This window comes from Arthrobacter sp. zg-Y1171 (assembly GCF_025244845.1).
Classification (GTDB): Bacteria; Actinomycetota; Actinomycetes; order Actinomycetales; family Micrococcaceae; genus Arthrobacter_B.
In genome coordinates this window covers 2,056,644-2,069,490 of record NZ_CP104264.1, presented here as the reverse complement: position 1 = coordinate 2,069,490, position 12,847 = coordinate 2,056,644, and the positions used below count along the sequence as shown (strand labels likewise).

Here is a 12,847-nt window from a genome sequence, read left to right as displayed (position 1 = left end):
GCGATAATGAAGCTTGGCTGACAACGGAACCACATTCCGTCGCCGGTCCAGCGACAGGCTTCCGGTTCTGCCGGTGACGCTTCCCGTGTAGTTGGCCCATCAATCCGGATGGGAACCAGGGAATCCGCCGGCCAGACCTACCCAGAACAGCCGTAACGAAAATTATCCGTTCCGCAGGGGTAGCAGGAAAAGCGCCGCTGGTCTTCGAGTGATACCGCGCCCCACAGCTGGCACGACCTCGAATGACATCCAGACGACTTCCGGCTGGCGGGCAGGCTGCGATGCCACCGCACAGCCGACACATTGCCTTGGGGCATTGGAATGTGGCCAGTGCCGCAGGGCCGGAGCATAGGCCTACATGACTAATCAGAATAATGGAACCAATGAACTGCCTGTGGAAACCGCAGCGGCAGGGGATCTTCCCGTGCAGCAGGGCGAGCAGCCGGCACCCGTAAAAAAGGCCACCCGCAGCCGCCGTAAGTCTGTCCCCGCTGCGTCCCCCGCAGGGCAGTCCGCAGCGGAGGCGCCGCAAGCCGAAACGGCAGCGGCGGACATCCAGCCGGAAACCCCCGCGCCCGCCGCTGAGAAGCCCAAGCGCACACGCACCCCCCGTAAGAAGGCAGCACCGGCCGCCGAAGCAGTCATGCCGCCCGAAGAGACCCCCGAGGCCGTTGCCGAGACCGCTTCCGCCGCTGCGGACTCGGTTTCCGCTGACGCAGCTGCCGAAACCGCCTCCGCTGAAGCAGCTCCCGCCAAGACAGTGCGCCGGCGCCGCAGCCCGGCCAAGAAGCCTGCCGTGGATGCCGTTGCCGTTGAGAACGCTGCTGCCGACGAAGTGACGCTGGCTGCCGGTCCGGAGTCCACCAACACTGCCGAACCCGCTGCCGAAGCGGCCGCTGCACCGAAAACCCGGACGCGCCGCCGCGCCAGCACGCCGACCGGCCCGGCACGCTCGGCTGAGTCGGCCGCGTCCGCTGCTGCGGAACCCGCCGAAACCCCGGCCGAGCCTGTGCTGCCCGCCGCGGCTGAAGCACCCGCCAAGGAAGAGTCCCCCGCCAAGGACCAGGAGCCGGCAAAGGCTGAAGCCGCAGGCCCCACCTCGGCGCTGGATCCGTTCTCGGTACCGGAATCGCCCACGTCGGTGCTGTTCCACGCCCCGGACCTCACCGCTGTGCGTTCCGTGCCGGTGGCCAAGCCCGCCGAAGCCGAAGAAACAGACGAGCCGGAGGGCAGCGACGATTCCGGCCGGTCCCGCCGCCGGTCCCGCCGCGGCCGCAGCCGCCAGGGCTCGGAATCAGGAAACGGGCAGGAAGCCGGTGCAGAAGAAGCAGCGACCGGCCCCGAGGACTCCGAGTCCGACGGTGTAACCTCCCGCCGTCGTCGTCGGCGCCGCCGCGGGGACGCCGATCTGGAACTGACCGGGGGAGCGGACGATGATCCGCCCAACACCGTCACCCGGGTGCGTGCACCGCGCGCCCACGCCGAGGCTCCGGTCTCGGACCGCGTGACCAGCGTCAAGGGGTCGACCCGGCTGGAAGCCAAGAAGCAGCGCCGCCGCGAGTCCCGCGAGTCGGGCCGGCGCCGCCACGTAATCACCGAGGCTGAGTTCCTGGCCCGCCGTGAGTCCGTGGACCGCCAGATGATTGTGCGCCAGCGTGACGAGCGGATCCAGATAGGCGTGCTGGAAGACGGCGTCCTCGCCGAGCACTTTGTCTCCAACACCCAGCAGGACTCCCTGATCGGCAACGTCTACGTCGGCAAGGTCCAGAACGTGCTGCCCAGCATGGAGGCCGCCTTCGTGGACATCGGCCGCGGACGCAACGCCGTGCTGTACGCCGGCGAGGTCAACTGGGATGCCGCCGGCCTGGACGGCCAGCCGCGCCGTATTGAACTGGCGCTGAAGTCCGGCGATTCGGTCCTGGTGCAGGTCACCAAGGATCCGGTGGGCCATAAGGGTGCACGCCTGACCAGCCAGATTTCCCTGCCGGGCCGCTACCTCGTGTACGTCCCGGGTGGTTCGATGACCGGCATCTCACGCAAGCTGCCCGACGTCGAACGCAACCGGCTCAAGAAGATCCTCAAGGACCACCTGCCGGAAAACGCCGGGGTCATTGTGCGCACTGCCGCTGAAGGTGCCAGCGAGGAAGAGTTGATGAATGACATCAACCGCCTCCGCGCCCAGTGGGAGAACATCGAAGCCAAGTCCACGTCCACCAAGACGCTGCCGCCGGAACTCCTGTACGGCGAACCGGACCTGACCATCAAGGTGGTCCGCGACGTCTTCAACGAGGACTTCTCCAAGCTTGTGGTCTCCGGTGAAGAGGCCTGGGACACCATCGAGGCCTATGTCACGTACGTGGCTCCGGACCTGGTGGGACGCCTCGAGAAGTGGACCAAGGACGAGGACATCTTCTCGGCGCACCGCATCGACGAGCAGATTGCTAAGGCGCTGGACCGCAAGGTGTTCCTGCCTTCGGGCGGCTCCCTGGTGATTGACCGCACCGAAGCCATGACAGTGGTGGACGTCAACACGGGCAAGTTCACCGGCAGCGGCGGCAACCTGGAAGAAACCGTCACCAAGAACAACCTCGAAGCGGCCGAAGAAGTGGTCCGCCAGCTGCGTCTGCGCGACATCGGCGGCATCATCGTCATCGACTTCATCGACATGGTCCTTGAAGCCAACCGCGACCTGGTGCTGCGCCGTCTCGTGGAGTGCCTGGGCCGGGACCGTACCAAGCACCAGGTCGCCGAGGTTACCTCGCTGGGCCTGGTACAGATGACCCGCAAGCGCATGGGCACCGGCCTGCTCGAGGTCTTCGGTGAGACCTGCGAGCACTGCGACGGCCGCGGCGTCGTCACGCAGGACGTACCCGTGGAGCACCGCCGCAGCACCAGCCACACGCCGGCCGGCAACGGCCACGCGGTTGCCGATGATAACCACCAGCAGCACCTCAAGCAGGAAAAGCAGTCCCGCGGGGACCGTAAGCGCAACCGCAGCCGCGGACAGAACGGCAACGTCCAGGCAGCGGAAGAGCAGCCGCAGGCTGAGGAACCGGTACAGGAAGACGCCGAGCGGCAGGCGAAGGCCGAAGCCGCCCGCGCGGCCTTGGCCAGCATTGCCGCTGCGACCGCCGCCGCACACGAGGTGGTTGACGCTGCCGCCAACGGCGACGCGGGATCGTCGGTACCGGCCGCGAATGAGGCAGCCGATGATGAGTCCGACACCGAGCCGGGGGCCGTGCTGAACATCCAGGGGGAAACCGTAGTGGTTCCCCGCCGCCAGAGGCGCCGCCAGGTGAAGGAAGAACCCGTCCTGACCCTCGAAAGCCTGACCGAAGCCTTCAACGAGGTCGCCTCGGCCGTGTCCCAGCCCGTGCAGCCGGCCGCCGATCCGGAGCCCGCTGCCCAGGCGCAGGAGCCGAAGTCCACCCGGCAGGCTGCAGTGCAGGCATCCGCACCGGAGGCACCGGCCCGCCCGGCACGCCGCCGCAGGGCAGCCAGCAGCCCGCAGGGTGCCGCCGAGGTCCTGGCACCGGCAGCAGGGGAAGCAGTTTCCTCCACGCCGGCACGGCATACGGTTACGGCGGCCGGCAAGCCGCCGGTTGCCCGTGAGGAAAAGACCGGTGCTGCGGCTCCGGTGATCCTTGGCGTAGGCGTACCCGCCTCCGAGCTGTAGGCCCGCGTACCACTGCCTGCGGGCGGCCTGTCCCTTAGGGGCCGGGCCGCCCGCAGGCTTTTAAGCCCGTGCCATGGACCCGCCGTGGCGCCGATGCCCGGAACACCGGCATCATGGGATAAAGTAGAGATCGAGCAGTGGCACCGGTTCGGTGGCGCCCTTGGTCCGAGTGCATATGTACGGCTGCATATACCGTGTGCAGGCACCGCATTTGCGGGTTATAGGACCATTAGCGTAGCCTTGAACTTCGGTGCGAACGCCTTCCAACCGTTTATCGGCTTAGGCGGAACTGCATGGCGCAAGGCAGGCCCAATCTGGTCCCAGCTAAATGCGCATCCAAGTATTAAACGTCGAGAGAAGTGAGTTCCCAAGTGGTGTACGCGATTGTCCGCGCTGGCGGCCGCCAAGAAAAGGTTTCCGTCGGAGACCTCGTAACCCTGGACCGCGTCCCCGGTGGAGCCGGTAGCACCTTTGAGCTGCCTGCCCTGCTTTTGGTTGATGGCGACAAGGTCACCTCTGCTGCACAGGACCTGGCCAAGGTTACCGTGACTGCAGAAATCGTCGAGAACTTCCGGGGTCCGAAGATTGTTATCCAGAAGTTCAAGAACAAGACCGGCTACAAGAAGCGTCAGGGCTACCGCTCCTCGCTGACCAAGGTCAAGGTTACGTCCATCAACTCCTGATTCTCCTGCCGGCCCCAGGGCCGGGAACGCGGGTGTGATCCCGCCTGAGGGTTTCAATATCAGTTAGCAAAGGCAGGCAAAGAAATGGCACATAAGAAAGGTGCGAGTTCCACTCGCAACGGTCGCGACTCCAACGCCCAGTACCTCGGCGTAAAGCGTTTCGGCGGCCAGGTTGTCAAGGCAGGCGAAATCATCGTTCGCCAGCGCGGCACCCACTTCCACCCGGGTGAGGGCGTTGGCCGCGGAGGCGACGACACCCTGTTCGCCCTGGAAGCAGGCGCAGTTGAATTCGGCAGCCGTCGTGGCCGCCGCGTCGTGAACATCGTGGCTGCTGCAGCCGCCGAGTAATCACCGGCATTTAGCTTTTCCGACGGGGCGGGCCTTGATGGCCCGCCCCGTCGTTTTTTAAGCCAAGTAGAATTGGCATGATCAAGAAGTTCCTTTGAAGGAGAACCATGGCCAGCTTTGTAGACCGCGTAGTGCTGCATGTTTCGGGCGGTACAGGCGGCCATGGTTGCGTGTCCGTCAAGCGTGAAAAGTTCAAGCCCCTGGGTGGGCCCGACGGCGGCAACGGCGGCGACGGCGGCGACGTCATCCTGCGCGTTGACTCGAATACCACCACCCTGCTGGACTACCACCACGCCCCGCACCGGCATGCCACCAACGGCGGCAACGGGATGGGCGACTGGCGCGCGGGCAAGACCGGCGAGACGCTGATCCTCCCCGTGCCGGACGGCACCGTCGTCAAGAACAAGGCCGGCGAGGTCCTGGCGGACCTGGTTGGGGAGGGCTCCGAGTACATCGCCGCCGCCGGCGGCCAGGGCGGCCTGGGCAACTCCTCGCTTTCCTCACAGAAGCGCAAGGCTCCCGGATTCGCGCTGCTGGGCGTGCCCGGCGAAGAGTCCGACATTGTCCTGGAGCTCAAGTCCATCGCCGACATTGCACTGGTCGGCTTCCCGTCGGCCGGCAAGTCCTCGCTGATTGCGGCCATCTCCGCGGCCCGGCCGAAGATCGCCGACTACCCCTTCACCACGCTGATCCCGAACCTGGGCGTTGTCCAGTCCGGTGACGTGCGCTTTACCGTCGCCGACGTTCCCGGCCTGATTGAAGGCGCCTCGGAAGGCAAGGGCCTGGGCCACAACTTCCTGCGCCACGTGGAACGCTGCGCCGCCCTGGTGCACGTGCTGGATTGTGCCGCACTGGAAACGGATCGGGACCCCATTGGGGACCTGGAAGTCATTGAGCGCGAGCTCGAGAAGTACGAAGTGGACATGAGCTACGCGGGCACCGACGGCGACGTCGTGCCGCTGAACCGCCGTCCCCGCCTTGTCGCACTGAACAAGGTCGACGTTCCTGACGGCCGCGACATGGCCGAGTTCGTCCGGCCGGAACTGGAGAAGCGCGGCTACCGCGTGTTCGAGGTTTCCGCGTCCAGCCATGAAGGCCTGCGTGAGCTCGGGTTCGCCATGGCTGCCATCGTCAAGGAAGCACGGGACGCCGTGGAGAAGGCTCCGCCGCGCATCCAGCCGCCGGTCCTGAAGCCGCGCGGCGTCAACTACAAGGGCGGCTTCCTGATCCGCCGCGAGGAGCGCAACCTTGAGCCGCTCTTCCGCGTCCTGGGCGAGAAGCCGGTTCGCTGGGTCCAGCAGACCGACTTCACCAATGACGAAGCCGTGGGCTACCTGGCGGACCGCCTGGCCAAGCTGGGCGTGGAGGAGAAACTGTTCAAGGAAGGCGCCAAGCCCGGTGACGCCGTGGTCATCGGCGAGGGCGACGGCGTCGTCTTCGACTGGGAGCCCACGATGATCGGCGGTGCGGAACTGCTTGCCGCCTCCCCGCGTGGCAGCGACATCCGTGTCGAAGACTTCTCCCGCCCCACCCGCGAGGAAAAGCGCGGCGACCACCAGAAGCGCAAGGAAGCCCGGGCTGCCGCCCGGGACGAGCTCGAAGCCGAGCGCAAGGCAGGCATCTGGACCGAGTCCGTGAACTACAAGCACTCGTCCCGTCCTGCGGACGTCGAGGGTAACGAAGCGGAGTAACGCCTTCATCTTCCCGGTAGGGACGGGGCGCAGCGCATAGGCTGGGCAGGTTATGAGTGAACACATCGAATTCGCCTCTCCTGCCCGCCGTGCGTTGACTTCCCGCTCCGGGCTTGCCCGGGCCCGCCGGGTGGTGGTCAAGGTAGGTTCCTCGTCCCTGACCTCCGTGGCGGGCGGGATCTCCGACTCTGCCCTGCGGTCCCTGGCCGACGTGCTTTCCGCCCGGCATGCGCAGGGAACCGAGATCATCCTGGTCTCCTCCGGCGCTATCAGCGCCGGGCTGGCGCCGCTGGGCCTCACCAAGCGTCCGGCGCAGCTTTCCTCCCAGCAGGCTGCCGCCAGCGTGGGCCAGGGCCTGCTGATGGCGCGTTACACGCAGGCGTTCAGTGTGCACGGTGTCACCGTCAGCCAGGTGCTGCTCACCATTGAGGACCTGATGCGCCGCGCCCATCACGCCAATGCGCACCGGGCCATGGAACGGCTGCTGAACTTCGGTGTCCTGCCGATCGTGAATGAGAACGACGCCGTCGCCAGCCACGAAATCCGCTTCGGCGACAATGACCGCCTGGCCGCCCTGGTGGCGCACCTCGTGAAGGCCGACGCGCTCATCCTGCTATCCGACGTCGACGCCCTCTACGACGGTCCGCCGTCCGAGGGTGCCCGCCGCATCCCCGAAGTCACCGGTCCCAAGGACCTGGCGGACGTGCGGATCGGCAAGGTGGGCAGGGCCGGCGTCGGTACGGGCGGGATGGCAACCAAGGTCGAAGCAGCCACCATTGCCGCGGAATCGGGCATCCCGGCACTGGTCACGTCCACGGCCAACGCGGCCGCCGCGCTGGCCGGAGAAGACGTGGGCACCTGGTTCACCACCCGCGGCCGGCGCCGGTCCATCCGCCTGCTGTGGCTCGCCCACCTCGCCCGTATCCAAGGCACCCTGGTGCTCGACGACGGCGCCGCAAAGGCAGTGGGGGACCGGCACCGTTCGCTGCTGCCGGCAGGAATCACTGCGGTCAAGGGGCAGTTCGAACCCGGTGACGCCGTTGCCCTGGCCGATACCGCGGGCCGCGTGATTGCCCATGGCCTGACCAACTACGGTTCGGACGAGCTGCCCTCCATGCTCGGCCGCTCCACCCGGGAACTGTCCCGCGAGCTGGGGCGCGGCTATGAACGCGCGGTGGTCCACGTTAACGACCTCGTTCTCCTGCACCCCAACGAAGCACCGGCACCCGCGCCGGATGCCGGCACCGGGCCTACACTGGGGTCATGACTTCCGTGAACACAACAGAGGCTGACCTGGAACCTGCCGGCACGGACAACGGCGTGGAAGCCCAGGTCCATGCCCTTGCCGACCGTTCCCGCGCGGCTGCCCGGCGCCTGGCGCGGGCCAACCGTGCCTGGAAGGACCGCGCCCTGCGGCAGATTGCGCAGAACGTCAATGCGAAACAGGCCGCCATCCTTGCGGCCAACGCCCGCGATGTGGCGGCAGGCCGGGACAACGGGACCTCCGCGGCCATGCTGGACCGGCTGTCGCTGACGCCGGCACGCATCACCGCGCTGGCCGCAGCGCTGGAGAACCTGGCCGGGCTGCCGGATCCGGTGGGATCCGTAGCCCGCGGCCAGACGCTGCCCAACGGCCTGCGGCTGCGCCAGGTGCATGTTCCGATGGGCGTGGTGGCCGCGATCTACGAGGCCCGCCCCAACGTCACCCTCGATATTGCCGGACTGGCGCTGAAAAGCGGCAATGCCGTTCTCCTGCGCGGCGGCAGCGCCGCGGAGAACACCAACGCCGTCCTCGTGGAGATCATCCGTGACTCCCTCGAGGAAGCGGGCCTGCCCGCCGATGCCGTGCAGAGCGTTGACCAGTACGGCCGTGAGGGCGCCACCGTCCTGATGAAGGCCCGGGGCCGGGTGGACGTGCTGATTCCGCGCGGCGGCCGCTCCCTGATCCAGTCCGTCGTCACCAACGCCACCGTGCCCGTCATCGAGACGGGGGAGGGCAACGTCCACATCTACCTGGACCGGACGGCGCCGGTGGAGATGGCAGTGGATATCCTGCTCAACGCCAAGACGCAGCGCCCCAGCGTCTGCAATACCGTCGAGACCCTGCTCATCCACGAGGGTGCTCCGGCTGCCCGCGACGTCCTGGCGGCGCTGGCTGCCGCCGGCGTCCGCCTGCACGCCGACCCCCGCGCCATGGAACTGCTGCCCGCCGGAGTCAGCGCGGAAAAAGCCGACGACGGCGACTGGGGTCGTGAGTACATGGACCTGGACCTGGCCGTGGCGGTAGTGGACACGCTCGATGACGCGCTGGAGCACATTCGGCGCTGGACCACCGGACACACTGAAGCGATCATCACCAATGACCTTGCCAATGCGGAGCGGTTCATTGCGGAGATCGATTCCGCGGCGGTGATTGTCAATGCCTCCACCAGGTTCACGGACGGGGGCGAACTCGGGCTCGGCGCCGAGGTGGGCATTTCCACGCAGAAAATGCATGCGCGCGGCCCCATGGGGCTCAGGGAACTGACCACCACGAAATGGATCATCCAGGGCGACGGGCAGATCCGCGACTAGTTCCGTCCAGCGCCCGGCGACGGGTCCGGCTGCGATGTGCACTCCGTTACGCGTACCATTGACTAAGAACCCGTTCCGCCGGCTGCCCGGCGGAACCTATCGATCTCTAGGGGAGATACATGCTGATCCAGCTTACGGGCGCCGTGTTTACTGCTGCCGAAGAACACCACGTTGAACTGCCGGCGTCTCCGTACGTCTACGGCGGAGTGATCTTTGCGGCGCTGCTGCTGCTGATGCTGATCACGGTGTCCTTCTCCAATGTGGGCAACCGCCACACGGCCGAGCCGGAGCACGTTGACCCCCAGCGCCAGTTCCCCGACAAGCATGACCACGGCCAGGCCATCCGGGACTGACCCCGTACGTGGAGTCAGCGGAGGCGTTCTTCCCCATGGGTGAACCGCAGCGGACACAAAGCAACGGAAAGCGCAGATTCCGCCTCGGAGTCATGGGTGGAACGTTCGACCCCATTCATAACGGCCACCTGGTTGCCGCGAGTGAGGTTGCGTCCACGTTCGATCTGGACGAAGTGGTTTTCGTCCCCACCGGCGACCCGTGGCATAAGCCGGCCGCCCAGCAGGTGAGTCCGGCCGAGCACCGGTACCTGATGACGGTCATTGCTACGGCATCGAACCCGCGGTTCACGGTGAGCCGCGTCGACATCGACCGGCCGGGCCCTACGTACACCATTGATACTCTGCGTGACTTGAAGACGGCAAGGCCCGAGGCTGACCTGTTCTTCATTACCGGCGCCGATGCCATGGCGCAGATCCTGTCCTGGAAAGACATCCAGGAGCTGTGGTCACTGGCGCGGTTCGTGGGGGTGACGCGGCCGGGGCACGTTCTGGAGAACGTCGGCCGGGATGACGTCTTCCTGTTGGACGTGCCGGCCATGGCGATTTCGTCGACCGATTGCCGGCGCCGCGTGGCCGAAGGCAACCCCGTGTGGTACCTCGTCCCGGACGGGGTAGTGCAGTACATCGCGAAGCACCGTTTGTACGCCGCCGACAGGCAGGCTCCGAACTCCGCGGAAACCGAAACAGAACCAGTAGCGTAAATACACATACCGGATGGGTAGGAAATGACTAACGGTCCAGAGTCCGCGCCGCGGCGCAGCCGCCGGGCGGCCGACGTACCCGTGGATTCCCCGGCCGGGCCGCGGGAACGTGAGTCCCAGCAGCGTGCCCGGGACCGGGAAGCGCTGCGTGCGTACAAGGCCCTGGCAGAGACGCCGGAGCGCCGTGACCCTGAGACTGCGCCGCCCACCCGCCGCCAGCTGAGGCTGCAGCAGCAACAGCGTGCTGCAGCTGCGGGTACCGGGGCCGGCTCGGCTGAGTTGCCCGCGGATGTCCCGGCCTCGCCGGAGGCAACCGGACCGGTCTCTTCCGAACCGTCTCCACCGGCACCTGCCGGTCCGTCGCTGCGTCGGGAACGACGCCGGCAATCGTCCTTGGCGGGTACGGACGCGGAACCGGAGTCCCAGGTCCCGGAGCCCAAGGCTCCGCAACTTAAGGCTTCGGAACGGCAGGTTGCGGAAACGCAGGACGAGCAGGAATTGAGCTCTCGGGCATCCCGAAAGCAGAGCCGCCGCGCGGCACCGGCTTTGGCAACTCCCGCCGTTACGGAAGGTCCGGCCGCCGGTCCCGCTGCCGGCACCGACCCGAACGCCGACGTCGAGGGTATGAGCGTGGAACAGGCCCTGGCTGCCCGCCAGGCACTGGAGGGACAGGCCCGCAACCATGTTGCGGCCATGGAGGCACTGCAGGTTGATGATCCGCAGGCCGTGGACCTGGAACTGCTGGCCCAGCAGAAGGCCCTGGCCGAACGTGCCAAGGTACTGAACCGCCGCACCCGCGCCATCGAGAAACTGTCGCAGGAAAACGAGCAGCGCAAACCGTCGCCGAGCGACCCGAGTACTGCCCACAACCTGGCGATGGTGACGCCGCTCGAGTTCGTGAAGGTCCCGGGGATGGAACATCCCGTGATGAAGGCGCCGCAGACCTCGCACATTCCCATTGTCACCTCGTCGACGCCGGTGGTGGATCCGGAGGCTGCTGCCGCGCGGCCCCTGCCGGCGGTTCCTGCCCAGCGTCCGGCGTCCGTGCCGCGCCGGGTACCCGTCGGCGCCACGGACGTGCGCCATTCACGGATCCTCGCCCGCGCTGATGCGCTGGTCAATAAACCGGTTGAATCCGAGGAAGCTGCGGCCCCCATCGGTGCCCGCAGTGCCTTCGGGCTTGACCCCCTAGATGTCATGACGGCCGGACTCGGCCGTACCCGGAGGCTGCGTTTTGCGGCCGCCGGAGTTGCAGGTCTGGGCACACTTGCCCTGATCGTCGGAGTACTAATGATCGTCGGCGGCCTTGGCGGCTGACCGATTACCCCAAGGAGACACACTTTGAGCGCCACCGAATCTTCCATCGACATTGCACGGGCGGCGGCCAAAGCGGCCTCGGCCAAGATTGCGGACGATATCGTCGCAATCGACGTGAGCGAACGGCTTGCCATCACCGACGTCTTCCTCATTGCCTCGGCCTCGAATGAGCGCCAGGTCAACGCCATTGTTGACGGCATCGAAGAGGAACTGTCCAAGATGGACCTCAAGCCCGTGCGCCGTGAAGGACGCAGCGAAGGCCGTTGGGTCCTGCTGGACTACGCCAACGTCGTTGTGCACGTCCAGCACGAGGAGGACCGCGTGTTCTACGCCTTGGAGCGTCTGTGGAAGGACTGCCCCGAGGTTGACCTCCAGCTTGAAGACGCTCCTGCCGGCGCCGAGTCCGAATAGCCTGTGACCATGAGCGCCCCTGCCCCTTGGGATCCGGATTCCGCGTCGCGCCGGGTGGTTTTCTGGCGCCATGGACGTACGGAATGGAACCGGGCGGGGCGCTTCCAAGGGCAGCAGGATATTGCCCTTGACGACACCGGCCTGCGGCAGGCTGCCGAGGCGGCGGCAGTGCTGCGGTTCCTCGAACCCGACGCGATAGTTTCCTCGGACCTGAGCCGTGCCCTGGGCACAGGCAGGGTCCTGGCCGCCGAGACCGGTCTTGACGTGGCGGAGGACAAACGCCTGCGGGAAACATTTGCCGGCACGTGGGAAGGGCGTACCTTCACACAGATCGCGGAGCAGGACGCACCGCTGCTCAGCGCCTGGTCGGCGGGAGTAGGCAGCGCCCGGGCGGGCGGCGGGGAAACGCGCGTCGACGTCGGCCGGCGGGTCGCCGAGGCAGTGGGGGAGGCCGTCCAGGAACTGCCTGCCGGCGGCACGCTTGTGGCCGTAAGCCACGGGGGAGCGATCCGCGCCGGAATCTGCGCGCTGCTCGGCCTGCCTACGGAGTCCTGGGCGGTCATCTCGGGGGTATCCAATTGCCACTGGTCGGTCCTTCAGGAAATCCCGGACCGGCACGGGAATTCCGCCTGGCACCTGGCCCAGCACAACGTGGGGCTGGACTCGCTTCCCAGCGGCCCGGTGGAGGGCTGAAAGACCCTCTTTCCTGCCCGTCAGGGGAGCGCTGAGTGGATTTTGCGCTCCTGTTGATTTGTACTAAGGTAGAGGAGTTGCTTCGCCCCGGTGAACGGGAAAGTGAAGTAAACAACCTTTAGTTTTGGGGCTGTGGCGCAGCTGGTAGCGCACCTGCATGGCATGCAGGGGGTCAGGGGTTCGAGTCCCCTCAGCTCCACCAAAACCTTCGGGAGACCGAAGGGTTTGCGGTGGAAAATCACTGAAAGTTCGGGGCTGTGGCGCAGCTGGTAGCGCACCTGCATGGCATGCAGGGGGTCAGGGGTTCGAGTCCCCTCAGCTCCACCAACAAGACCGCTGGAACACGGGAAATCCTGTGTCCAGCGGTTTTTTAGTGCCCGGAATGCTCCGGTTTGTTGTG

At 66.6% G+C, this 12,847-nt stretch carries 11 protein-coding genes and 2 tRNA genes; all 13 read left to right on the top strand.

The features are described from left to right. The first annotated feature begins 358 nt into the window (after positions 1-358). The 13 genes from N2L00_RS09705 (at position 359) to N2L00_RS09645 (ending at position 12,774) form a co-directional block, all read left to right on the top strand. Positions 359-3,676, top strand: a complete 3,318-nt coding sequence (locus tag N2L00_RS09705; protein ID WP_255766442.1) for a ribonuclease E/G — start codon at positions 359-361, stop codon at positions 3,674-3,676. Positions 3,677-4,047: 371 nt separating this feature from the next. Then, positions 4,048-4,359 (top strand): 50S ribosomal protein L21, encoded by a 312-nt coding sequence (gene rplU / locus N2L00_RS09700; RefSeq protein WP_146361875.1) that lies wholly within the window; start codon positions 4,048-4,050, stop codon positions 4,357-4,359. Positions 4,360-4,443: 84 nt separating this feature from the next. Next, positions 4,444-4,707 carry a 50S ribosomal protein L27 gene (gene rpmA, locus N2L00_RS09695; protein ID WP_104053918.1) on the top strand — a complete coding sequence of 88 codons (264 nt, stop codon included), beginning with the start codon at positions 4,444-4,446 and terminating at the stop codon, positions 4,705-4,707. A gap of 107 nt (positions 4,708-4,814) precedes the next feature. After that, positions 4,815-6,398, top strand: coding sequence for a GTPase ObgE (gene obgE / locus N2L00_RS09690; protein ID WP_255766441.1), 1,584 nt, complete (start codon positions 4,815-4,817; stop codon positions 6,396-6,398). 52 nt (positions 6,399-6,450) lie between these two features. Then, positions 6,451-7,665 (top strand): glutamate 5-kinase, encoded by a 1,215-nt coding sequence (gene proB, locus N2L00_RS09685; RefSeq protein ID WP_255766440.1) that lies wholly within the window; start codon positions 6,451-6,453, stop codon positions 7,663-7,665. After that, positions 7,662-8,972, top strand: coding sequence for a glutamate-5-semialdehyde dehydrogenase (locus tag N2L00_RS09680; protein WP_255766438.1), 1,311 nt, complete (start codon positions 7,662-7,664; stop codon positions 8,970-8,972). Before proB ends, N2L00_RS09680 begins: the two co-directional genes overlap by 4 nt. Before the next feature lie 119 nt (positions 8,973-9,091). Continuing rightward, entirely contained in the window at positions 9,092-9,325 is a 234-nt protein-coding gene (locus N2L00_RS09675; RefSeq protein WP_227921083.1) for a hypothetical protein, read from the top strand. Positions 9,326-9,360: 35 nt separating this feature from the next. Next, entirely contained in the window at positions 9,361-10,026 is a 666-nt protein-coding gene (gene nadD, locus N2L00_RS09670) for a nicotinate-nucleotide adenylyltransferase (RefSeq protein WP_255766437.1), read from the top strand. Positions 10,027-10,050: 24 nt separating this feature from the next. Continuing rightward, complete coding sequence (locus N2L00_RS09665) at positions 10,051-11,343, top strand: hypothetical protein (protein WP_255766436.1); 1,293 nt, start codon at positions 10,051-10,053, stop codon at positions 11,341-11,343. Between the two features lie 24 nt (positions 11,344-11,367). Continuing rightward, positions 11,368-11,754, top strand: a complete 387-nt coding sequence (rsfS, locus tag N2L00_RS09660; protein ID WP_227921091.1) for a ribosome silencing factor — start codon at positions 11,368-11,370, stop codon at positions 11,752-11,754. Positions 11,755-11,763: 9 nt separating this feature from the next. After that, positions 11,764-12,447 carry a histidine phosphatase family protein gene (locus N2L00_RS09655; RefSeq protein ID WP_255766435.1) on the top strand — a complete coding sequence of 228 codons (684 nt, stop codon included), beginning with the start codon at positions 11,764-11,766 and terminating at the stop codon, positions 12,445-12,447. A gap of 126 nt (positions 12,448-12,573) precedes the next feature. Next, positions 12,574-12,649, top strand: a tRNA-Ala gene (locus N2L00_RS09650). A 49-nt stretch (positions 12,650-12,698) separates the two neighbouring features. After that, positions 12,699-12,774, top strand: a tRNA-Ala gene (locus tag N2L00_RS09645). Positions 12,775-12,847 lie beyond the last annotated feature (73 nt).